Source organism: Clostridium sp. Marseille-QA1073, from assembly GCF_054863625.1.
Genome location: NZ_JBSVQM010000005.1, coordinates 71,493 through 94,732, shown reverse-complemented (window position 1 = coordinate 94,732; position 23,240 = coordinate 71,493). Strand labels below are relative to the sequence as shown.

The following is a 23,240-nucleotide window of genomic DNA, read 5'->3' as shown; positions in this document are numbered from 1 at the left end:
CGTAAGTAAGCCGATTTTATATTTACATATTAAGTTATATTTTTACTTTTAACATAATAATATACTGGTAGTCCTAATAAGGTTATTATACTTCCATAAATTGCAAAAGAAGTATTAGTTATTAATGTACTTATTATTATATAACTACTTCCAACTATTCCTACAAGAGGGATTACAGGGTAAAGAGGTACGCGATAAGGTCTCTCTATATCCTTAAATCTACTTCTTAAAATAAAAATTCCTGCAACACCCATGGTAAAGAATATCCATAGTACAAACATTACTAAATCAGTAAGCATATTAAAGGAACCTGATAAAACATAAAGACAAGATAAAAATCCTTGAAATATAAAAGCATTTGTTGGAGTGCCAAACTTAGTATTTATTTTACCGAAAAATGAACTGAAAGGTGCTAGATTATCTTGAGCCATAGCAAAAGGAATTCTTACTCCAGTCATCATATATCCATTTAAAGCACCAAATATAGAAACAAATATACCGATAGAAATAAATTTAGCTCCATTAGTTCCGAATAAGACCATTGCAGCATCAGAAGCTGGCTTTTCTGAAGTTATAACTGTTTCCATTGGTATTATCTTAATTAATGCTATATTTATAAGTGCATAAACTATAATTGTTATAGATAATCCCAATATTATAGATCTTGGAAGATCTTTTTTAGGATTTTTTAGTTCTCCTGCCATATTTCCTACACTAATCCATCCATCATAAGCCCAAAGGGTACCCAATATAGCTGCACCAAAACCAGATACGCTACTTGAATTTCCTATATTAAGGCTAAAACTTTGAGCTGTTCCTTTCATAAATCCCAGTACTATAATAATTATAATTGGTAAAAGCTTTGCTACAGTTACTATTCCTTGAATTTTACTTCCTAATTTTGTAGAAATTATATTAACTATTGTAAGAAATATTATAAATCCAATAGCTAATAGTTTTTGAGAGGTACTACTTAAATTAATAAAATCTGTAGCTTGGGTTGATAACACAATAGCTAAAGCTGCAACTGCTCCTGGGAGATAAATAACAGTTTGTACCCAGCCAAATAAAAATGCCCATTTTTCTCCATAAAGTTCTTTAAGATACACAAATAGCCCACCAGTTTTAGGAATAGCTGCTGCAATTTCTGCAATGGTTAGACCTGATGCCATGGCTATTATTCCTCCTGATACCCAAGCTAATATACCTAATAATGGTGAACCAGCATTTTTAAAAACTATGGAAGGTTTGAAAAAAATACCTGAACCTATAACCATACCTAATACAATAGTTATGGCATCAAATAATCCAAGTTCTTTTCTTAATACTTTTTCATTTGAATTCTCCATTAATTTTCATCCTTTCTAAGTATATAAATTATAATATTTTACGAAGATATTATTAAATTGATTCTTTTGTTCATATTTAAAAAGTTTGCCCATATATATAAGAGTTTACTATTATATATAAACTTCTTATAATTATGTATGTTAAAAATGTATCTTAAAAATAACTAGTGAAGACTAAGATATATTTTATGTTACTTTAATATATTTCTAGAAAATTTATTATAACTAGAACATTATACCATTAAATTTATTTAAATAAAGGAAATATTGTGTAAATTAAGTGAATTATTTAAATTTTTATTTTATATAAAATAAAATTTAAATGATTATTTAGTAAAAATTCAAATTTAAAACATAATATTATGACTATTATTTGAGGATTATAATAATCTTAAGTAATAATGGAATATATTTAAATTTTGATTATTTATAATTAAACTTATTGAAATTTTTATTCTTTATATATAATATTATGAATATAGTGAATAATATTACAATACTAATTTATATTGTCTATTTCTAGTGGGTATGGTAAAGTTTGTTTTAGGATTAAACATGTTTAAACCAAATTTTTCATTAAATAACAAAATTTAATTGAATGTTTTTAATAATAGAAAAGAGTTATTTTAAAATATTAAGGAAATATTCAAGTATATCTTATCCAATACTAATAATAAGAAAAAGTAAATATTATAACTATATTAATAATATTTGCGAAAACAGTGTATATATTAAAATAATTTTTAATTATTTAATTTATAATGTACAATTGTCATTATTTAATATCTAATAAAGAAAATTATATTAATCTATATATTAAGTTTTAAGTCAGTTATGAAAGTGGGGGTTAATATACTTAAAAATTGTTGTTTAATTAATTTTTTAGATGTCTAATAAAAAAGTATTCTTGTGGGAAATATATTTTTACATGAATAAAATTAAGTAAAAATATTATTATATAAAATGTTTTTACATAAGAGGAGAATGATATTATGAGTAACAACGAAGCTAAAAAGCTTACATGGCAAAATCTTGCGCTAATGGCCTTTGTTACAGTATGGGGATTTGGTAATGTTGTTAACAATTTTGCTAACCAAGGATTAAAGGTAATAGTATCCTGGATATTAATTATAGGATTATATTTTGTACCGTATGTTTTAATGGTAGGAGAGTTAGGAGCTACTTTTAAAGAAAGTAATTCAGGTGTAAGTGGATGGATTGATGCTACTATGGGTAAAAAATTAGCTTATCTAGCTGGGTGGACTTATTGGGTTGTACATATACCATACTTAGCACAAAAACCTCAATCAGTATTAATAGCATTAGGTTGGGGAGTATCACAAAGCGGAGATTTCATTAAAGGAATTAATCCACTAACATTGCAATTAATATCACTAGTAGTATTCTTAGTATTTTTATGGATCGCTTCAAGAGGAATTACGTCTTTAAAAAGAATAGGAACTTTAGCAGGTACTTCAATATTTGTAATGTCATTATTGTATATATTATTAGTAATTGCAGCACCTGGAATAAGAGGAATTAAGCCTGCAACAACAAATATAACCTTTAGTTCAGTTATGCCAGAATTTAATTTTGCATATTTCACTACATTATCAATGTTAGTTTTTGCAGTTGGTGGTGCAGAAAAATTATCACCATATGTAAATAATACTAAAAATCCATCAAAAGATTTCCCAAGAGGGATGATAGTTCTTGCAATAATGGTAGCAGTATCAGCATTATTAGGTTCATTTGCAATGTCAATAATGTTTGATGCAAATAACATTCCAGCAGATTTAAAGATGAATGGTCAATATTATGCTTTTAAAATGTTGGGAGAATATTATGGAGTAGGAAACTTCTTCTTAATTTTATATGCGCTTGCTAATATGACTGGTCAAATTTCTGCATTAGTATTTTCAATAGATGCACCATTAAAAGTATTATTAGGAGATGCAAATTCAGAGTATATACCAAAGTCATTAACTAAAATTAATAAATATGGTGCACCAATAAATGGATATAAAGTCACAGCAATTTTGGTTAGTATTCTAATAATAATACCTGCACTTGGTATTGGTGATATGAATAGTTTATTTAACTGGTTGTTAGATTTAAACTCAATAGTTATGCCACTGAGATATTTATGGGTATTCTTAGCATATATGTTCTTAAGGAAAAAGTATACAGAAAAGTATCCTTCAGAATATAGATTTATAAAAAATTCTAAGGTAGCCTATGGTGTTGGATTATGGTGTTTTGCTTTTACTGCTTTTGCATGCATTATGGGTATGTTTCCAAAAGGATTAGAAGCTTTTACATCACAATGGTACTTTCAAATATCACTTAATATATTAACACCTTTTATTCTTATAGGATTAGGGTTAATACTGCCTTTTATTGCTAAGAGAAAAAATAATATAAAAGAACTTTAAAAAAACATGTTTAATTATTAAATATTATTACAGAGATTATAATTTATGAGTCCATCTATTTTATATGGATTTAAGTTTCATAATAAATACTTTATTAGAAACTTAAAATTCTTAAATAGTGGACTTTAATTTTATATATTTTATAAAAAAATTAACAATTTATTAAAAAAATGATTTGAAGAAAATTTACAACTTACAAATATAGAACTTAATAAAATATAAATTTAATATTAATATAATAAAGATTTAATAGTTTCTAGGAGGATTTGTAATGACTACATTTTTACTTTATGGAGCTGTGATTGTATTTTATTTGATTTCTTTTTTAAAAGATAGGAAGAAAACAAAAAGTGCATTATTGGCAGGGATACAATCCTTTGAAAATATAATGCCACAGTTTTTAGGAATTATATTTGTAGTAGGGATCATACTTACTATACTATCACCGGAGAATATATCATCTATTATTGGAGAAGAATCTGGAGCTTTGGGTGTTATAACTGCTGCTATAATAGGTTCATTAACTTTAGTACCTACATTTGTAGCTTTTTCTACAACAGCATTACTTTTAGAAAATGGAGCAGGTTATACTCAAATTACAGCATTAATTTCTGCTTTCATGTTTGTTGGAATATTTACTTTTACTATGGAAGCAAAGTTTATAGGTAAAAAGGCAACAGCAGTTAGAAATGTAATTTATTTTGTTTATTCTATAGTAAGTGCATTTATTGTAGGGGCTATGATGAGGTGATTTTATGAAATGGCTAAAACGATATTCTTTTTTTATAATAATATTAGTTATAACTTTAATAATAACTTTAATTGATTTTAATAAGGGACAAAATATAGGATTAATAGCACTAGATTCCTTTAAACAAATGCTGGCAGTATTACCACCTATAATGCTATTATTAGGACTTGTAGATATTTGGGTTCCTAGAGAAACCATGATAAAATATATGGGAAATAACTCAGGAATTTTAGGAGTAGTCCTTGCTATATTATTAGGATCATTAGCAGCAGGACCTGTATATGCAGCCTTTCCTATAACTGCTGTATTTATTAAAAAGGGAGCCAAATTTAGTAATATAATGATTTTTATGGGAGCTTGGTGTACTACAAAAATACCAACATTTTTATTTGAACTATCAGCACTTGGATATAAATATACTTTTACTAGACTTTTAGTAAATTTACCTAGTATTATAATTTTAGCATACTTAATAGAAGGGCTATTAAGTAAAATGATTTAAAAGAAATTTATAACAAATTTAAAGAATGAAGCATTATATAGATTGCTTCATTCTTTTGTATGAAATGAACTTTTTTCATTGTTTTTAAATTAATATGAAAAATCATTTAATAAAATAAATATAAACATATTGTACTAAAGTAGAAAACATTAAAGTTGTTTTCTATAAAGGACATGATGCATATTTTTAAGATTATATAATTGTTCTTTAGTTATCTCTTCTATAGTGTTAATTTTAATAACATTGTGTATAGTTCCTATTCTAAGCTTAGCATCTTCTAAATCCCTTGCTAGCATTATTCCGCAATAAACTGCTACGTCACTATTTATATTAAATAAGAACATTTTTAATTGATCTATTGGAACGACATCTTTCTTTAAGAATTCATCATCAAACTCAACTTCGCTATCTAATGAAATTAACCCATCTCTTACAATATGCTTATCCCATCCCTTATACTCACATAGTCTGCCCCATAAGCCTAGATTAATAAGATTTTTAACAGTTAATTTTATCATCATAATTCTCACTCCTTACTTATAATTAAACTATTAAATATATTTTAATAGTTATTTGAAAACTTTTCAAATTTTATACATATATATTTTTTTAACATTATGTTAAAATACGTTATAATATTTATAAAAAATTAATGTTAATTAAAATTTATAAATATATAATAAACATATAATTTTAGGTATGGCTATAGGATTATTATTATTATTATTATTATTATTATTATTATTATTATTTCCCAATTATAATAAGTTCATTATAAATTATAGAAAACTTTAATGTTAAATAAACTATAATTACTTTTCATATTTAAATATAAATTATATCATATTTTATGTTTTTATTATAAAAATATTTTATGAAAAGAAAAATATAATATACTTAAATATAAAATAATTATTTACTTATAATATTTTTAATATTTAAAGAGTATATAAATTAAAAAGCCGTGACTTTAATCACGACTTTCAATTTCTAAAGTTATAGGACAGTGGTCTGAACCTAGAACTTCATTTAAAATCTCTGCCTTTGAAACTCGATTAATCATATTATCTGAAACAAAGAAATAATCTATTCTCCATCCAGCATTTCTTTCACGAGCCTTAAATCTGTAGCTCCACCAACTATATTTTATTTCATCTGGATTTGTATATCTAAAGGTATCGATGTATCCATTTGATATAAATTTGTCTATCCAAGCTCTTTCTATTGGCAGAAAGCCAGAGGTCTTTTCATTGGCTTTAGCATTTTTTATATCCATAGGAGTATGAGCAGTATTATAATCACCACAAATTATCAAATTAGTACCTTTTGATACTTCCATATTACAAAAATCTAATATAGAATCATAAAATTCCATTTTATATTTAAGTCTTTCTTCAGATGATTGACCATTAGGAAAATAGATATTCATAAGAGTAAAGTCTTCATATTCAGCAATTAATATACGTCCTTCTATATCAAATTTTTCAATACCAATGCCATTTCTTATAGATTTTGGTTTTGTTTTAGTATAAATTGCAACTCCACTATAGCCTTTTTTTATTCCATGGGAAAAATATGAATAGTAGTCTTCAATATTAGTTATATTCTCATCTAAATTATTTTCTTGAAGCTTAGTTTCTTGAATACATAATATATCAGGTGATGACTCGGTTATCCAAGGAATAAAATCTTTTTTTAATATGGCTCTAAGGCCATTTACATTCCATGAGTAAATTTTCATTGTAAAACTCCCCTTATAAGTATTTGAGATAAATTTATAGAATATATCTCAATTTTAAATATTTAATAAGATAAAATATGAATAATAATTAACAAAAAATTTTGTTATAATAGTAATATTATAACATTGAATATTGTATATAATGATTAATTTAATCTTTTCTATCATTATATAATTTAATAGTCTATTAATAAAAGATAAATTATAATTCTTATCAATATAAAAATTTAATCTCTTTTATAAAGAGTAGACTTATTTAATAGATTTATTGAAAGTTAAATTTTCATATGATAGAATTTAATTAAGTTAATATGTGCTGTTTTATAAGGAATATGGTTTTAAGCCATAGCAGCCCCCGCTACTGTAATCGTGGACAAAGAGCAATAGTCACTGGAGTTTATCTGGGAAGACGCTCGGAGATTGAAACGAGAGCCAGGATACTTATTAAACAGTATATTCACAAGCTTTTCTTCGGAGGGAAGAGTTGGTTTAGTTTTACAGAAAGCTACTCTTTTTCTTTTACTTTTAAAGAAAGAGAGTTTTTTATTTTGTAATACATAGAATTTAAATATAGAAAGGAGCAATACACAAGTTGTTTCTATTTCAGAATAGAAACTATTACGGAATCAGCTAAGACATCTGAAAGAAAATATATAAGAATATTGAACAGTTATTTTTGAATATAGCTAAATAAAAATTAATTAGTCAGGGGCTTATATCAGTTTAATTTATATAGAAAATATAGGAGGATATAGTTATGAAGAATAACAATAAAAGAATTATAACAACTATTTTAATTTTACTTATTGCTGTTGTAGGGTATTTTGCTTATGGAAAATTTGCGAAAGTTGAAACCGTTAAAGGAAATAAAAATATAACAGTAATTGTTAAATCTGAAAAAGATAAATACGAAAAAGAACATAAACATTCAACAAATGCTGAATTTTTAGGAGAGGCATTAGACGAGATGAAGGTAATAGATGCAGAAAAATCACAATTTGGAAGATATGTAAATAAAGTAGATGGAATTTTAGCAGATAAGAATAAACAAGAGTGGTGGAAACTTACAATAAACGGAGTGGATGCGGCAGCAGGAATAGACGAAACTACGATAGCGGATGGAGATAGATTTGAGTTTATATTTACAACAGGCTGGTAAATAGTATGAATAAAACTAGAGAGTTAATTATAATAGTGCTATTATCTTCAATAATCACAGTGTCAAAAATGTTTTTAAGCTTTTTACCCAATATAGAACTTGTATCAATGTTTTTAATTGTTTATACACTTGTATTTAGGAAAAAAGCTATAATTATAGCACTATTATTTGTTCTTATAGAAGGATTAATCTACGGAATTGGATTATGGTGGTTTAGCTATGCTTTTGTTTGGCCATTATTAGTTATATTAACATTATTATTTACAAGGATAAATAAAGAAAACTTTTTACTTTGGTCTATATTTTCAGGAGTTTTCGGCTTAATCTTTGGTATGCTTTTTGCCCTTCCTTATATAATATTAAATGACCTTAGTTTTGCTGTTGCTTATTGGATAAGAGGAATACCTTACGATATAATCCATATGGTAGGAAATTATCTAGCAATGATGCTATTAGGAGAACATATTTATAAGTTATTAATAAAACTAAATAACCAAGAGTGCAAAAGTTGTTAATTTTAATATTGTATTGTTTAAATTTAAGCATCATATTAAAAGAGTAAAAAAACCTTCTTGTAATTAAATGGACTTACTAAATATCATTTACAAGAAGGTTTTTTTATTTAATTATAAAGATAATTCATCAGTTAAAATGCTCTATTAATTATATATATCAGAAAATTCCATATATATCTTTTCTATAGAATTAAAATTTATTTGTTTATTTTCACTATAAATACAATTTTTATTTTGTAATATAGGAATTTCCACTATAAATTCACTTCCTACATTTTTTTCACTTATAACAGAGATTTCACCATTATGCATTTCTACTAGAGACTTCACAATGGAAAGGCCTATACCGCTACCTTCATGATTTCTGTTCATAAGAGGTTGTACTTGTCTAAACCTATTAAAGATTATCTTTTGTTTTTCTTTAGGGATTCCTATACCGTTATCCTTTACCGAAATGATTAAGTTACCATTATTTTCAGAGATGCTCAACTGAATTTTACCATGAGGCTTTGAAAACTTGGCAGCATTAGATAATAAATTTAAAATTACTTGTTCTATTTTTTCCGCATCACAACTCATTATCTTACTAGTAACTGTACTGTGATAGGTAAAGGTTAAATCTTTACTTTCTATATAACCTTTAATAGAATTACATATGTTTATTATTATACAAATTATGTCTTGATCATGCATATTTAAAGATAAAAACCCAGCGTCAATTTTTGTGGAATCGATGAGATTGTTAATCAATCTTAACAGCCTGTAGCAGTTTTGTTTCATTATATTAACATAATTATATAATTTTTCTTTACTTTTTAAATTATCTTCATTATCAAGATATACCTTAAAGAGTTGAATAGAACTAAATATAATATTAAGAGGTGTTCTAAGTTCATGAGACATATTTGATAAAAATTCTGTTTTAAGATTACTATACTCTAAGGCTTCTTTTAAAAGAATATTATTTTTACCGTATGTATCTTTACTATATATGTATATATCATCTTCATTTATTTCTGATATTTTGTATTTTGAGTTGTACCTTTTATTTTTTTTAAGTTTTTTACTTTTGTAATATAAATAAATTAAGTCACTAGGGCAAATATGTTCATATAAAGTTTCTAGTGCAGTTAACATAAGTTTTTTTTCATTACAACCAACCACCTTACTAAGTTCTTCTGAAAATTTTACAACATTTTTTTTAAAGATATATTCATAATCACCTACTTCATTTAAATCTTCTAAGGCATTTAGCATTTCTGATAGGTCTTCATTGTTTAACATTAAATTTACATTATTCACATTACATCACCTTTTAGTATAGAATATGTTTTATTATATCACCATTATTGTAAATATTATGTAAAATATTGCGCAGATTTAAAATAAAGGATGAACAATAAATAAATGCTGTATTTATAAGCATTTATTCTATTAAAGATAGTATGCGGTGGAATATAATTACATATATTCCCATAAATTAATAGGTTTAATTTGTTATATTAAAATTGTGTGAAGCTTAAATTATTTTTACTTCTTATAAATAAGATATTTGAAATATTGTATCAAAATTTAGTAGAAAATTTTTATATTGAGTGTAAATTATATAAATAGAATTTATATTTCATATAAAAATATTTTTAAATTTTGATTTAAATCACAGTTTATAAGAGATGCTTCTCTTATACTTGAATTAATAAATTAAGATATATTCTTAAAAAGAAGGTGAAGTATGAAGAACATATTAGATATGAATAAGACTATTTATGAGCTATGCAAGGAAAATTTCACACTTAGAGAAAGGTTAAAAATATAGGATTTGAAAATATAGCTGATGATAAAATGTTAAATACAGTTGGACGAATTATGACCATTTCTAAAGGTGCAAAAATAAAAGGTTATGACATAAATGAAGTTAAAGAAAAACTAATAAAAGAAGGTTATCATATAGTTTAATGGAAAAGGAGGTAGAGCATATGAGTGAGATTATAAATAATAGAGAGAATAAAAAAATAAATATAAATAAGAGAGCGGAAAGTTTAAAGAAAATAATAAGAGATTTGCATAATGGAAAAAATGTAGGAGAAGTCAAAGAAGAATTTGAAACACTTATAAAAAATGTTTCTGTAAATGAAATATCACAAATGGAAGCAGCTCTAATAAAGGAAGGAATGGAAGTAGAAGAAATTCAAAGATTATGTGATGTTCATGCTGAAGTATTTAAAGGTTCAATTGAGGAAATTCATAGAGATGAAAGACCTGAAAATAGTAAAGGACATCCTATTTATACTTTAAAAATGGAGAATCTAGCAATAGAGAACCTCTTAAATAAGAATATATTACAAGCTTTAGCATTATATAAAAAGGAAAATGTCAATGAAAATTTACTAAAACTATTAGAAGAATTTAACTTGCTATGGGATATAGATAAGCACTATAGTAGAAAAGAAAATATATTATTTCCTTACATGGAAAAATATAAAATTACAGCTCCACCTAAAGTTATGTGGGCTGTAGATGATGAAATAAGAAGAGGCATAAAAGAGATAAAAGATGTTTTAATTAATTTCAATGGTAATATAGAGATGTTGGAAGAAAAAATTAATATAATTACAACAAAAATTTTAGATATGATATTTAAAGAAGAAAATATACTATTTCCATTATTATTAGAAACTTTAACAGAAGATGAATGGGTTAAAATAATGGAGGATAGTGATGAAATAGGATATTGCTTAATAGATTCAGTAGAAAAGTGGAAACTAAAAAGAGTAATCATGAAATATGATGAAAAAGAAGAGAATGAATTTGAAAAAGGGTATGTTAAATTTGATACAGGGATTTTGAATAGAGAAGAATTATTAGCTATATTTAATCAGCTGCCAGTAGATATTACTTTTATTGATAAAGATGATGTAGTAAAATATTTTTCTCAAAGTCAAGAGAGGATATTTGCAAGAACTAAATCTGTAATTGGAAGAACTGTGCAAAATTGTCATCCACCTGCAAGTGTTCATATTGTAGAACAAATGCTTAAAGATTTTAAGTCTGGAAAAAAGCGTAGTGAAGAATTCTGGATTAAAATGGGAGAGTTATATGTATATATACGATATTTTGCAATTACAAATGAAAAGGATGAGTATATAGGAACATTAGAAGTAACTCAAAATATAAAGCCCATTCAAGAAATAACTGGTGAGAAGAGGTTATTATCACAATAATTTATATATAGCTTTTAATAGTCATTGACATAGAAGAAAAAATTTTATATAATTCTATAGGAATTTAAAAAAACACATAAAATTTAATAATTTGCTTTATATATCTTTTACAAAAAAGATATACAAGTGCTGAAGTTAAACACTTTGAAAATCTTCAAAGTGTTTTTTTTATCTAAAAACATAAAGAAAGGAGAAATGAAATTGAGTTTAAAGATACACTTTAAAGAACTTTTTAACGATAAGAAATTCTACAAGAACTTATTTCTATTGTCTATGCCTATTGTATTACAACAGTTAATAGCATCTTCATTAAATATGTTAGATACAGTTATGATTGGTATGGTTGGAGAAACTGAATTAGCTTCTGTAGGTATAGCAAATCAGTATTACTTTTTATTTAGTATATTTATTATGGGTATAAGTTCTGGTTGTTCCGTATTTATATCTCAACTTTGGGGTAAAAAAGACAAGGAAAACATAAGGAAAGTATTAGGCATTGGACTTATAAGTGGTATGATAATAACTTCATTATTTACTATTGTAGCATTATTAGTACCAAAATCAATTATAGGAATATTTAATAAAGATATAGAAGTTATAAGAATAGGAAGTGAATACTTAATTATAGTATGTTTAAGTTATGTATTTACAGCTGTTAGCTTTAACTTTGCTGCAGCTTCTAGAAGCATTGAAAATACAGTACTTCCTATGGTAGCTAGTTTAGCAGGATTAATTTGTAATGGAGTATTAAATTATATATTTATATTTGGTAAATTTGGATTTTTAGCTATGGGAGTAAAGGGTGCTGCACTTGCTACCTTAATTGCAAGAATAGTAGAATCAATCATATTAGTAGCTCCTATATATTTTACTAAGGGGATATTAGCAGTTAAATTTAAAGAATTCTTTAATATAACTAAAGAGTTAGTTAAGAGTGTTTATGCAACCATAATACCTGTTATGCTTAATGAAGCTTGTTGGGGATTTGGAAATGTAACTTATGCAATAATCTATGGAAGAATAGGTACTCAAGCTTCCGCAGCAATACAGATTTGTACAACTGTTCAAAATTTATTTATGATAATTACTTTTGGACTAGCTAATGCTTCAGTAGTTATTGTAGGAAAAGAGATTGGTTCAGGAAGAGAAGAAAGAGGTAAACTTTATGCAAGAAGACTATGTGCAGTATCTGCATTAGTTGGGCTAGCACTATCCTTTATTCTTGCTTTAAGTGCTCCAATGGTACTATCACTATTTAATGTTTCACAGGCTGTATTACATGACGCATTACTAATTTTGTATATCTATGCTGTAGTTATGACTGCAAAAGTATACAATGTTATGCTTATTGTAGGTGTACTTAGAGGAGGAGGAGATGCAAAGTTTGGTGCTATGGTTCAGGGTATTACATTATGGTTTATAGGAATACCGTTAGCTTTTGTTGCTGCATTTATATTTAAACTTCCAGTTTATATAGTTGCACTAATGACTGCTATTGAAGAAACCATAAAAGTAGTGGTATTAGTTAAAAGATTTATTTCAAACAAATGGATTAACAATGTTATAAAAGATATAGAAAATGAAAGTGAAATTGCTATTTAAAATAAGCCTATTATGGGCTTATTTTATTTTTAATGAAATATTTACCTGTTATAAAAAAGAAAAATAAAGATAAATAAATGTAGGCTGTGATTAATAGAGAAAAATACATAAAAATTTTAAAAAATTCATATATAATATATTAATTGACTATTTTCCGGATTTGATTTTATAGAAAAATTTAATCTAAATTATAGAAGTTTTTATGCGAACTATGTTATAATAACAACATGAACTCCTATATACGTTACTCCATAAAGAAATTTAAGACTTATTTAAAGTGTAAAGATTTAAATAAGGAAATTAACGGCTTTATACAATAAAATCTTAAAACTTTGGGGGTGAAAAATATGCTAACAGTAGAAAATATTTTACTTATAAGCTCTATACTACTTTTCGTTAGTATTTTTGCTAGTAAGATATTATATAAAATTGGAATACCAACTTTAATATTATTTTTAGTTGTTGGTATGTTAGCAGGTTCTGATGGTATAGGGAAAATTTATTTTTATGATCCCAAAATAGCACAATTTATAGGAACTGTTGCATTAAGCTTCATTTTATTCTCTGGTGGATTAGATACAAAATTCGATGTTATAAAACCGGTATTGAAACAGGGAGTATTTTTATCCACATGTGGAGTTTTAATTACTGCTATAACAGTAGGATGCTTTGTTTACATTATAACAGATTTAAGTTTTTTAGAAGGAATGTTATTAGGTGCAATTGTTTCCTCTACTGATGCCGCAGCGGTATTTTCCATACTTCGTTCACAAAGCTTAAAACTTAAAGGGAATTTGGCACCATTATTGGAACTTGAAAGTGGTAGTAATGACCCTATGGCCTATATGTTGACTGTATCAATTCTTGGTCTCTTAACAGAAGGTGATATGAGTATAGCCAACTTCATTGCACTATTTTTTATGCAAATGGTTATTGGCTCATTATTAGGAGTCTTTTTTGGCAAGCTTATGGTGTTTATAATCAATAAGATTAAGTTAGACATTGATGGTTTATATCCAGTATTAACTATAGCTATGGCTATATTTACTTTTTCAATTACAGATTTAATTGGTGGGAATGGATTTTTAGCTATATACATTTCAGGATTAATACTAGGAAACAGTAGTTTTATACACAAAAAAACTGTAATGAAATTTTTTGATGGTCAATCTTGGCTTATGCAGATAATTCTATTTATAACCCTAGGGCTATTAGTATTTCCTAAACAACTTATATCTATTAGTGGTACAGGACTTATGATATCAGTATTTATGGTTTTAGTTGCAAGACCATTATGTGTCTTTATAATACTATCATTTTTTGATTTTACAATTAAAGAAAAGCTTTTAATATCATGGGTTGGATTAAGAGGGGCTGCACCCATAGTTTTTTCAATTTATCCATTATTAGCAGGTCTAGATATTGCACCTATGATATTTAATATAGTATTCTTTATATCGGTTACTTCTGTTTTAATTCAAGGCACTTTTTTGCCTAAAGTAGCAAAGCTTTTAGATTTAGCTGAAGAAGATATGGGAAAACTAGATAAGGATAAGTTGGTAGATAGGTACGATAGTTTTAAAAATCAGCTATTTGAGCTTAAAATTGATAAAGATTCTAAAGTTATAGATAAGCCTATTGTTGATATTCAATTTCCTAAAACTTCTTTAATCATTACCATTAATCGTAATGGAAAATATGTTACACCTAATGGTTCTACTGTATTAGAAGCAGGAGATAAATTAATCATAACTTCAGAAAAAAAAGAAGATATATTTGACATAAGGAAATGTATAAAATAATAAATTTAAAAGATTGATAATATAAAAGTGAAAGACTATAGAGATAATTTTCCAATAGAGCATTTAAAATAACATCGTCATTTAACAGAAAATTATGGAGAAATTAGGAGTAAATATTGAGAGATTAGCTAACTTAGATATATTTGCTAATAGAAAAATGAAGTAAAAATTTATACTAAATTAGGTAATTTTGCTAGAAAAATTGGATTTCTAAAGAGATATGGCCGTGGATTGTTTAGAAATCTTATAAAATATAAAATTTTAATTAGGATAAATCAAATGTTGGAAAATATGGATATTTAGTTAAAATATGAAAGACAGTAGTGAGAATAATCATTACTGTCTTTAGCTTTAATCTTTTGAATAAAATTAGGTGTTATGCAAATAATATAAAAAAAGTTAAGGAGGTTTTTTATATGTTTGAAATAATGCCATGGAAAAGAAATAATTCTATGAATAAAAGAGGCGATATTTTTAATCAATTAATGAATCAATTTTTTGATGATGATTTCTTAGGAAGATTTAATAATAATAGTTTTTCAGTAGATTTAAAGGAAGATGAGAAATCCTATGTTATTGAAGCGGACTTACCGGGAATAAAAAAAGAAGATATATCTGTAGAATATAATAATGGATATTTAACTATCAGTGCTAAGAGAGAAGAATTAGTTGAAGATAAAAAAGATAATTATGTAAGAAAAGAAAGAAGTTATGGTACATTTAAGAGAAGCTTTTATGTAGATGATATTGATGAAGATAATATTGATGCAAAATTTGATAATGGAGTATTAAATATAGTTTTACCAAAATTAAATGATGGTAAAACAGAACAAAAAAGAATAGAAATAAAGTAAATACTGAAAAATGTTGAAATATATATGCAAATCAATTAAAATGTAAGTAATATAATGTTTTAAGTATGAAACAGAGAAATGTTTAAGAAAAGGAGGATAGAAAATGGAATTTAATATTAGTAATATGACAGACAAAAACCAAAAATATAGTAGTTCCGTTGCAAAAAATGGAAATATTGTTTTTTACGGGAGTAGTCTGTCCTTTTTTAAGTATATTGCTAATATAAGTGTAAATCCATGAGTATATCTTTAGCTTTTTTTATAAGGAAAAGTGTTTTTTTGAGCTCTATGGGTTTTCCATAGGGCTTTTAATATTTAAAAAAGAATAGCTATTCTTGTAAGCCAATATGTCCATAAGTATGAGCGAAAGCTTTATGGATATTATTAGGCTTATTTTATTTTATTTTATAAAAAATTAATATTAGAGAGGTACATGGAGGTATTAATATGATAGAGTTAGCTTTAAATAAAGTTTCAAAATACTATGGAGCTACAATGATTTTAAAGGATGTAAGTTTTGAGGTTCATAGTGGAGAAAGAATAGGATTAATAGGAAGAAATGGATGTGGTAAAAGTACACTTTTGAAAATAATTGGTGGAATAGAAAATAATGATGGAGGTATGGTAACTGTAAGAAAAGATGCAACCATAGGATATTTAGATCAACTTCCTCAGTATAATGATAATTTTAAGGTAATAGATGTACTTGATTTAGCTTTTAATGAAGTTAATGAGATTGCAAGAGAGATGAAGATACTAGAAAATAAAATGTCCATACTTCAAGGAAAAGATTTAGAAAAAGTTTTATATAAATATGAGGAGTTACAAAAATCTTTTGAAATTTTAGGAGGATATGATATAGAAGAAAAACTAAGTAAGATTTGTAATGGCTTAAAAATTACTGAGAGTTTTAAAAATAGAATATTCAATAGTTTAAGTGGTGGAGAAAAAACTACTGTGATATTGGGTAAGATATTACTAGAGTCACCTGAGATTTTGCTCTTAGATGAGCCTTCTAATCATTTAGATTTAAAATCTATAGAGTGGCTTGAGGATTATTTAAAGGATTATAAAGGAGTATCAATTATTGTTTCACATGATAGATATTTCTTAGATAGAGTTGTTAATAAAATTGTAGAAATCGAAGATATGATATCTACAGTTTATATAGGAAATTATTCTTCATATGTTAAAGAAAAAGAAGATAATATTCTTAGAATGTTAGAAGCTTATGAAAATCAGCAAAAGAAGATAAAATCTATGGAAAAAACTATAAAAGATTTAAGGGAATGGGGAAAAAGAGCTGATAATGTTAAATTTTTCAAAAGAGCAGCAAGTATGGAAAAACGATTAGAAAAAATGGAAAAATTTCAAAGACCAAAAGTAGAGAAGGAAAATATAAAATTATCATTAGAGGTAAAAAATCGTTCCGGTAAAGAAGTAATAAAAATTAAAGAGTTGTGTAAAAAATTCAATGATAAAATTTTATTAGATAAAGCTAATTTCCTTTTAATTTATGGAGAAAAAATAGCTCTTATTGGAGACAATGGTACAGGAAAATCAACACTTTTAAAAATACTTTTAAATAATTTTGATGAAAGTTTTAATGAAAAAGATTATCGTGGAGATAGTGGTATAGCAGAGTTAGGAGCTTCAGTGAAGTTAGGTTATTTACCTCAAAAGATTAAGTTTAACAATGAGGAAAGTAGTGTTTTAGAGTGTTTTAGAGAAGACATTGCAATAACTGAAGGTAAGGCAAGGGAGTATCTTGCAAAATATATGTTTTTTGGTGAAGAAGTTTTTAAAAAAGTCAAAAACCTTTCTGGTGGAGAAAGAAGCAGATTATGTTTATGCAAACTTATGTATGATGAGGTTAACTTACTAATATTAGATGAGCCTACTAACCATTTAGATATTGATTCAAGAGAAGTATTAGAAGAGTGCTTAAAAGAATTTGAAGGTAGTATCTTCTTTGTATCTCATGATAGATATTTTATAAATCAGCTATGTCATGGTATAGTTGAATTAAATAGTGGTAAATTAAATTCATATATAGGTAACTATGATTATTATAAAGAAAAGAAAAATGAGCAGAAAAATAAAATAAAAACTATAAATGAAAAAAATATTAGTAAAAAAACCTATAAAAGTACTGATGAAGATAAAAGACTAAAAAATAAAGAAAAAAAAGTGGAAGATTTAGAAGAGGAAATATCATCTCTAGAGGTAAAATTAAAAAATATTGAGAAAGAAATGATATCTAACTCTATAGATTATGAAAGTTTAAATACTTTATATGAAGAAAAATTGTTTATAGAAAATAGTTTAGAAGAACTAATAAAAAAATGGGAACAATTGATTTAATATCGCTTATTTTAAAGAGCAAAATATTTATTGTATATAGTTATAATTTAATTAAAGGAGTGAGTTTATGAAGGAGAGAATAGGGCTTGCTCTAGCTGGTGGTGGAGGAAAAGGTGCTTATGAAATAGGAGTATGGAAAGCACTTAAGGATTATGGTATAGAGGATTCTATAGGTGCTGTAGCAGGAGCATCTATAGGGGCATTAAATGGTGTATTATTTGCTTTAGGTGAATATGATTTAGCCTTAAATCTATGGACTTCTATATCACCAGAAAAGGCATTTGGAAAGGAAAATAAAAAAGAAAATATCGTAAAAACTATTCAAAAAAACTATGAGGATAAAAAGATAAAAAACACTAATAGTGAAAAGAGTTATTTAAAAGAAAAAAAATATATTTATTATTTAAGATGTTTAAAGGAGAGTTATATAAAATTTAGAGAAAGGAAAAGAAGTGCAAGTTTAAAAAAACGAATTGAGGATATGGAGGTTAATGGTATATTCTCTAAGGAAGGAATAATAAATATTTTAGATAATTTAGTAGATTTGGAGAGATTATCTCATACGGATATAGAATGTTTTGCTTCTTGTTGCAAAGCTCCTTTAAATAAACCTAAAATACTTTGTTATAGAACTAATATGAACACAGAATACTTTAAATTAAATAGCTGTGAAAAGGAAAAAATTAAAACAATTTTACTAGCAACCTCAGCCCTTCCACTAGTTTTTGGTACAGAAATTATTGATGATATTGAATATGTTGATGGTGGAATTGTAGAAAATATACCAATACTACCTTTGTATGAAGCAGGATATAAAAAAATAATAGCAGTTCATTTAAAAAAAGGTTATATAATAGATAAAGAACCTTTTCCAGGCCTAGAAATTATTGAAATTATACCTAGTGAACCTATTGGAGATTTTTTTAATGGAACTTTAGATTTCTCGTTAGAAAATTCTCTGAAAAGAATGGAACTTGGGTATAAGGATACAGTTAAAATTATAAAAGAACTAAAACTTTAATAAGGAATAATTAAAAAATATAGTTATAGAAACTTCTCCCTTTGTGGAGAAGTTTTAACTTGTTTTTTGAAAGAGCTACTTAGATATATTTATCATAAAGTAATTAAGAGATTATTAAAAAATTAATTTAAATAAAGCTAATTTAATTTTTAATTATCAACAGCCAGTTAATTAAGTTATTCTTCATTTATAAAGTTTAGTGCCTTTCCTATACTTTCATTTATAACTAAGTGAGCATAATTATCATAAGAAGTAGAGGATTTATTTATTAATACTAAATTTTTCCCATTAAAATATCTTATAAGTCCAGCAGCTGGATAAACAACTAAGGATGTACCACCTACAATTAAGGTATCTGCATTTGTGATAGCTTCTATAGAGTTAGTTAAAATTTGTTGATTTAAAGATTCTTCATATAGTACAACATCAGGTCTTACAATTCCACCACAATTATCACAATAAGGTACTAATGTATTACTATCTAAAACATAATCTAAACTAAATTTTTTATTACATTTTATACAGAAATTTTTATGAACAGATCCATGAAGTTCGAAGACATTTCTACTTCCTGCAAGTTGATGTAGACCATCTATATTTTGAGTTATAACTGCTTTTAGCTTACCTATCTTTTCAAGTTTTGATAGGGCATAGTGACAACTGTTAGGAGAAGCATTAGGATATAACATTTTTTCTTTGTAAAATCTAAAGAAGTCTTCTGGATACCTTATGAAAAAACTATGACTTAGTATTTCTTCAGGATTATATTTTTTATTATTAGAAGAATTATATAATCCTTCAGCAGATCTAAAATCAGGTATAGAAGATTCCGTAGACACCCCTGCACCGCCAAAAAATACTATATTGTTGGATTTTTTAATAATATGTTTTAAATTTTCAATACACATGTAATCACCTCATAATTATTATACCAAAGATTAATGGAATAAAAAGTCTTTTAAAGACAAAAAATGTTATAAAAATATAATACTTAAATTTTTTACTTTTAAATTAGTATATTTATCATAATTGTCAACCTAATTGTGATTTTAGCAGGTAAACATAAGAAAGTAGAGTGAATTATAATATTTATAACTAGTATGCATATTTATTATAAGCTATAAACCTTTATTTTTTGTTATAATAATGTATAGCATATATTTACCAGATAAAAATAGAGTATATTTAAGAAAGAGAGTGTTCAATATAGATTTAGGAGTTAAGATACATTAAAAAGATAAGCTTATAATAAAAATAGTATAAAACTTAAAATTATAATAATTAAAAAGGAGATAAATATGGTTGTTTTAAATAATGATTGGGATGAACTATTAAAAGATGAGTTTGAGAAAGACTATTATAAAAAACTTAGGGAATTTTTAATTGAAGAGTATAAGACTAAAACTATTTATCCAGATAAGCACAATATATTTAATGCTTTAAAGTTAGCTTCATATAAGGGTACAAAAATAGTTATGTTAGGTCAGGATCCTTACCATGGACCTAACCAAGCTCATGGATTAGCATTTTCAGTAAAGCCAGGGGTACAAACACCACCTTCGTTACTGAATATGTATAAAGAGCTTCATAATACCTTAGAGTGTTATATCCCTAATAATGGATATTTAGTTAATTGGGCAGAACAAGGAATACTATTACTTAATACAGCACTTACTGTTAGAGCAGGAGAGGCAAACTCTCATAGAAATAAGGGATGGGAGATATTTACTGATAGAGTAATCTCAATTTTAAATGATAGAGAGGATCCGGTGATATTTATTCTTTGGGGAAATAATGCAAAAGAAAAAGCTAAGCTTATAACAAATAAGAATCATTTTATGTTAAAGGCAGCCCATCCAAGCCCATTATCTGCTAGTAGAGGATTTTTTGGATGTAATCATTTTATGAAAGCCAATGATATATTAAAAAGCTTAAATAAAAATCCAATTGATTGGCAGATTAAAAATATATAAATAGGTTACAATTGATTTCTTTTTTAAAAAATTACATAGCATATTTTTAAAAACTAGCAATGAATTTGCTAGTTTTTAAAATTTACCTATTATCTTAAATTATAATTTGAATAGTGATTTCTTAGTTTTATTAAGACCTAGAAAATCCAATATTTTTTAAGAATATTTAAATATTCTACGGGAGAAGCTAAAATTGAGAAAGGAGTGGTTAGAATGAGTAGTAAGATGAGAAACACCAAAAATAATAAAATGCAGGACGGAAAATTTAAAAAGAAAAATATAAAACATGATCCTCAAGCAGAGAGTGCTAGAGCAGTGTTTGGTGAACCTAAAGCTAAAGAATATGATCCAACAGATTTTAAAATATAATATTAGAAATACATTAATGTACGCTTAAGATTTATTAAGTTTTATTGATTTTATTATGTTTATGTCATAAACTTATACTAGGCATCTTAAAAAAATAATAGACCAGTATGCTGGTCTATTTTCAATCATACTGTGCTGCTAGAACTCGCCCATAGCTCCACTATGAGCAGAAACTGACGCCTTGTCTGATATAAAATATACTAACATCTTTGATCTATTATTTCCTTTCAGATGTCTTAGCTCAAAGTAACAGATGATATATTTGTCATCTGTTTATTCTATTTGATAAGGGGAGAAGCTTCCATGGATATATTAAACAATGCTTTAGAAAGTATAAGGCCTTCATATAAAGAAGCGGAGGAGAAAGCTTGGGTAAGATTAGATTCATTGTCCAAGCCTATAGGTAGTTTAGGAATATTAGAAGATATAGTAGCAAAAATTGCTGGAATAACAGGTGATATTTATAATGAGGTTTCTAAGAGAAATATTATTATAATGTGTGCTGATAATGGTGTAGTAGAAGAGGGGGTAAGTACTTGTCCTCAAAAAGTAACAGAAACAGTAACTTACAATTTTACTAAAGGGATTACAGGAGTATGTGTACTTTCAGATTTTACTAACACTGATTTAACCATAGTAGATATTGGAATAAACTCTGATATAAAAAGTGATAAAATAATAAATAAAAAAATTTCTTATGGTACAAAGAATATGACTAAGGAACCTGCAATGACTAGAGAACAAGCAATAAAAGCTATAGAAACAGGAATTGAAGTTGTGGAACAGCTAGTAAGTCAAGGTTATAATATTTTAGGTACTGGAGAAATGGGGATAGGAAATACTACAACAAGTGCAGCAGTACTAAGTATATTATCTGGAATTGATGTGGACAAGGTTACTGGGAAAGGTTCTGGACTTACAGATGAACAGCTAAATCATAAAATAGAAGTTATTAAAAAAGCTATTGAAGTAAACAAGCCTTCTAGTAATGATGTAATAGATGTATTAAGTAAAGTAGGAGGATATGATATTGCAGGACTTTGTGGATGCTTTATTGGGGCAGCTAAAAATAGAGTTCCTATAGTTATAGATGGATTTATTGCCTCTGCGGCAGCACTTTGTGCTCAAAGATTAAATCCACATGCTAGGGAATTTATGTTTCCATCTCATTTATCTGCTGAACCAGGAGCACTATATATGATGAAGGAATTAAATTTAGAGCCTATATTAAATTTAAAAATGCGATTAGGTGAAGGCTCAGGATGTCCATTAGCTTTTAACATAATTGATGCAGCACTATATACAATGAAACACATGGCAACCTTTGAAGAAGCTAGTATATGTAGAGATGACTATGTTGATATTAGAAAGGAAAATTAAGAGGAAGATTTTTTAAGCAATTTAAAACTTAGTAATGAATTTTAAATTAATAATAAAGAATTAACTTTTTAATGGATTTTTTTAACTAGCAATTTTTTTGCTAGTTAAAAAAATCAATTATAAATTTAAAACTAAAGAAAGAACATTTTAGTGAGGGATTAAAATAGAGTTTAAATATTCAGATACAATTCAATATAACAAT

Annotated in this window: 19 protein-coding genes, 1 pseudogene and 1 riboswitch; of the genes and pseudogenes, 15 read left to right on the top strand and 5 right to left on the bottom strand. The window is 26.2% G+C overall.

The genetic code is table 11. From position 1 onward, the window contains the following. Positions 1-29: 29 nt before the first annotated feature. The gene (locus ACY1IQ_RS06120; RefSeq protein ID WP_461613132.1) at positions 30-1,349 is read right to left on the bottom strand and encodes an APC family permease; all 1,320 of its coding nucleotides are present in this window, start codon (positions 1,347-1,349) and stop codon (positions 30-32) included. 992 nt (positions 1,350-2,341) lie between these two features. Here ACY1IQ_RS06120 and ACY1IQ_RS06115 point away from each other — a divergent pair. From ACY1IQ_RS06115 to ACY1IQ_RS06105, 3 genes and pseudogenes are all read left to right on the top strand, one after another. Next, a complete protein-coding gene (locus ACY1IQ_RS06115; protein ID WP_461613131.1) occupies positions 2,342-3,784 on the top strand; it encodes an amino acid permease in 1,443 nt (480 codons plus the stop codon). A gap of 271 nt (positions 3,785-4,055) precedes the next feature. Next, positions 4,056-4,535: a permease gene (locus tag ACY1IQ_RS06110; protein ID WP_461613130.1), complete on the top strand. Its 480-nt coding sequence runs from the start codon at positions 4,056-4,058 to the stop codon at positions 4,533-4,535. Positions 4,536-4,539: 4 nt separating this feature from the next. Further along, positions 4,540-5,066, top strand: a pseudogene (locus ACY1IQ_RS06105) (permease). Between the two features lie 120 nt (positions 5,067-5,186). Here ACY1IQ_RS06105 and ACY1IQ_RS06100 read toward each other — a convergent pair. Then, the gene (locus ACY1IQ_RS06100) at positions 5,187-5,558 is read right to left on the bottom strand and encodes a hypothetical protein (protein WP_461613129.1); all 372 of its coding nucleotides are present in this window, start codon (positions 5,556-5,558) and stop codon (positions 5,187-5,189) included. A gap of 449 nt (positions 5,559-6,007) precedes the next feature. After that, a complete protein-coding gene (locus ACY1IQ_RS06095; protein ID WP_461613128.1) occupies positions 6,008-6,778 on the bottom strand; it encodes an exodeoxyribonuclease III in 771 nt (256 codons plus the stop codon). A gap of 281 nt (positions 6,779-7,059) precedes the next feature. Further along, positions 7,060-7,241: riboswitch (cobalamin riboswitch) on the top strand. 294 nt (positions 7,242-7,535) lie between these two features. Between ACY1IQ_RS06095 and ACY1IQ_RS06090 the strand changes: the two genes are divergently transcribed. Together ACY1IQ_RS06090 and ACY1IQ_RS06085 are read left to right on the top strand one after the other, a co-directional pair. Next, on the top strand, positions 7,536-7,937 hold the full coding sequence (locus ACY1IQ_RS06090; RefSeq protein WP_461613127.1) for a DUF4430 domain-containing protein: 402 nt from the start codon (positions 7,536-7,538) through the stop codon (positions 7,935-7,937). A gap of 5 nt (positions 7,938-7,942) precedes the next feature. Continuing rightward, positions 7,943-8,452 carry a hypothetical protein gene (locus ACY1IQ_RS06085; RefSeq protein ID WP_461613126.1) on the top strand — a complete coding sequence of 170 codons (510 nt, stop codon included), beginning with the start codon at positions 7,943-7,945 and terminating at the stop codon, positions 8,450-8,452. A 144-nt stretch (positions 8,453-8,596) separates the two neighbouring features. Here ACY1IQ_RS06085 and ACY1IQ_RS06080 read toward each other — a convergent pair whose 3' ends face one another. Beyond that, positions 8,597-9,754 (bottom strand): sensor histidine kinase, encoded by a 1,158-nt coding sequence (locus ACY1IQ_RS06080; protein ID WP_461613125.1) that lies wholly within the window; start codon positions 9,752-9,754, stop codon positions 8,597-8,599. Between the two features lie 510 nt (positions 9,755-10,264). On the opposite strand from ACY1IQ_RS06080, the gene ACY1IQ_RS06075 reads away from it, so the two are divergent. The 7 genes from ACY1IQ_RS06075 (at position 10,265) to ACY1IQ_RS06045 (ending at position 19,316) form a co-directional block, all read left to right on the top strand. Continuing rightward, a complete protein-coding gene (locus tag ACY1IQ_RS06075) occupies positions 10,265-10,408 on the top strand; it encodes a DUF1858 domain-containing protein (protein ID WP_461613252.1) in 144 nt (47 codons plus the stop codon). A gap of 20 nt (positions 10,409-10,428) precedes the next feature. Continuing rightward, entirely contained in the window at positions 10,429-11,673 is a 1,245-nt protein-coding gene (locus ACY1IQ_RS06070; RefSeq protein WP_461613124.1) for a DUF438 domain-containing protein, read from the top strand. A 201-nt stretch (positions 11,674-11,874) separates the two neighbouring features. Then, a complete protein-coding gene (locus tag ACY1IQ_RS06065) occupies positions 11,875-13,275 on the top strand; it encodes an MATE family efflux transporter (protein WP_461613123.1) in 1,401 nt (466 codons plus the stop codon). A 347-nt stretch (positions 13,276-13,622) separates the two neighbouring features. Then, positions 13,623-15,077 (top strand): potassium/proton antiporter, encoded by a 1,455-nt coding sequence (locus ACY1IQ_RS06060; RefSeq protein ID WP_461613122.1) that lies wholly within the window; start codon positions 13,623-13,625, stop codon positions 15,075-15,077. A gap of 416 nt (positions 15,078-15,493) precedes the next feature. Then, positions 15,494-15,931 (top strand): heat shock protein Hsp18, encoded by a 438-nt coding sequence (gene hsp18 / locus ACY1IQ_RS06055; RefSeq protein ID WP_461613121.1) that lies wholly within the window; start codon positions 15,494-15,496, stop codon positions 15,929-15,931. Positions 15,932-16,378: 447 nt separating this feature from the next. Continuing rightward, entirely contained in the window at positions 16,379-18,295 is a 1,917-nt protein-coding gene (gene abc-f, locus ACY1IQ_RS06050) for a ribosomal protection-like ABC-F family protein (protein ID WP_461613120.1), read from the top strand. A 67-nt stretch (positions 18,296-18,362) separates the two neighbouring features. Then, a complete protein-coding gene (locus tag ACY1IQ_RS06045; protein WP_461613119.1) occupies positions 18,363-19,316 on the top strand; it encodes a patatin-like phospholipase family protein in 954 nt (317 codons plus the stop codon). Between the two features lie 176 nt (positions 19,317-19,492). Here ACY1IQ_RS06045 and ACY1IQ_RS06040 read toward each other — a convergent pair whose 3' ends face one another. Further along, a complete protein-coding gene (locus ACY1IQ_RS06040; RefSeq protein WP_461613118.1) occupies positions 19,493-20,224 on the bottom strand; it encodes an NAD-dependent protein deacylase in 732 nt (243 codons plus the stop codon). Between the two features lie 390 nt (positions 20,225-20,614). Here ACY1IQ_RS06040 and ACY1IQ_RS06035 point away from each other — a divergent pair, with 390 nt between their 5' ends. From ACY1IQ_RS06035 to cobT, 3 genes are all read left to right on the top strand, one after another. Further along, positions 20,615-21,289, top strand: a complete 675-nt coding sequence (locus tag ACY1IQ_RS06035) for a uracil-DNA glycosylase (RefSeq protein WP_461613117.1) — start codon at positions 20,615-20,617, stop codon at positions 21,287-21,289. A 213-nt stretch (positions 21,290-21,502) separates the two neighbouring features. Next, complete coding sequence (locus ACY1IQ_RS06030) at positions 21,503-21,658, top strand: CPC_1213 family protein (RefSeq protein ID WP_163247980.1); 156 nt, start codon at positions 21,503-21,505, stop codon at positions 21,656-21,658. A 303-nt stretch (positions 21,659-21,961) separates the two neighbouring features. Beyond that, on the top strand, positions 21,962-23,038 hold the full coding sequence (gene cobT / locus ACY1IQ_RS06025; RefSeq protein ID WP_461613116.1) for a nicotinate-nucleotide--dimethylbenzimidazole phosphoribosyltransferase: 1,077 nt from the start codon (positions 21,962-21,964) through the stop codon (positions 23,036-23,038). Positions 23,039-23,240: the final 202 nt, after the last annotated feature.

What these genes read in the sequence shown, in the direction of transcription:
- ACY1IQ_RS06120 (WP_461613132.1), bottom strand. Translation starts at nt 1,349, where the DNA reads ATGGAGAATTCAAATGAAAAAGTATTAAGAAAAGAACTTGGATTATTT.
- ACY1IQ_RS06115 (WP_461613131.1), top strand. Translation starts at nt 2,342, where the DNA reads ATGAGTAACAACGAAGCTAAAAAGCTTACATGGCAAAATCTTGCGCTA.
- ACY1IQ_RS06110 (WP_461613130.1), top strand. Translation starts at nt 4,056, where the DNA reads ATGACTACATTTTTACTTTATGGAGCTGTGATTGTATTTTATTTGATT.
- ACY1IQ_RS06100 (WP_461613129.1), bottom strand. Translation starts at nt 5,558, where the DNA reads ATGATGATAAAATTAACTGTTAAAAATCTTATTAATCTAGGCTTATGG.
- ACY1IQ_RS06095 (WP_461613128.1), bottom strand. Translation starts at nt 6,778, where the DNA reads ATGAAAATTTACTCATGGAATGTAAATGGCCTTAGAGCCATATTAAAA.
- ACY1IQ_RS06090 (WP_461613127.1), top strand. Translation starts at nt 7,536, where the DNA reads ATGAAGAATAACAATAAAAGAATTATAACAACTATTTTAATTTTACTT.
- ACY1IQ_RS06085 (WP_461613126.1), top strand. Translation starts at nt 7,943, where the DNA reads ATGAATAAAACTAGAGAGTTAATTATAATAGTGCTATTATCTTCAATA.
- ACY1IQ_RS06070 (WP_461613124.1), top strand. Translation starts at nt 10,429, where the DNA reads ATGAGTGAGATTATAAATAATAGAGAGAATAAAAAAATAAATATAAAT.
- ACY1IQ_RS06060 (WP_461613122.1), top strand. Translation starts at nt 13,623, where the DNA reads ATGCTAACAGTAGAAAATATTTTACTTATAAGCTCTATACTACTTTTC.
- hsp18 (WP_461613121.1), top strand. Translation starts at nt 15,494, where the DNA reads ATGTTTGAAATAATGCCATGGAAAAGAAATAATTCTATGAATAAAAGA.
- abc-f (WP_461613120.1), top strand. Translation starts at nt 16,379, where the DNA reads ATGATAGAGTTAGCTTTAAATAAAGTTTCAAAATACTATGGAGCTACA.
- ACY1IQ_RS06045 (WP_461613119.1), top strand. Translation starts at nt 18,363, where the DNA reads ATGAAGGAGAGAATAGGGCTTGCTCTAGCTGGTGGTGGAGGAAAAGGT.
- ACY1IQ_RS06040 (WP_461613118.1), bottom strand. Translation starts at nt 20,224, where the DNA reads ATGTGTATTGAAAATTTAAAACATATTATTAAAAAATCCAACAATATA.
- ACY1IQ_RS06035 (WP_461613117.1), top strand. Translation starts at nt 20,615, where the DNA reads ATGGTTGTTTTAAATAATGATTGGGATGAACTATTAAAAGATGAGTTT.
- ACY1IQ_RS06030 (WP_163247980.1), top strand. Translation starts at nt 21,503, where the DNA reads ATGAGTAGTAAGATGAGAAACACCAAAAATAATAAAATGCAGGACGGA.
- cobT (WP_461613116.1), top strand. Translation starts at nt 21,962, where the DNA reads ATGGATATATTAAACAATGCTTTAGAAAGTATAAGGCCTTCATATAAA.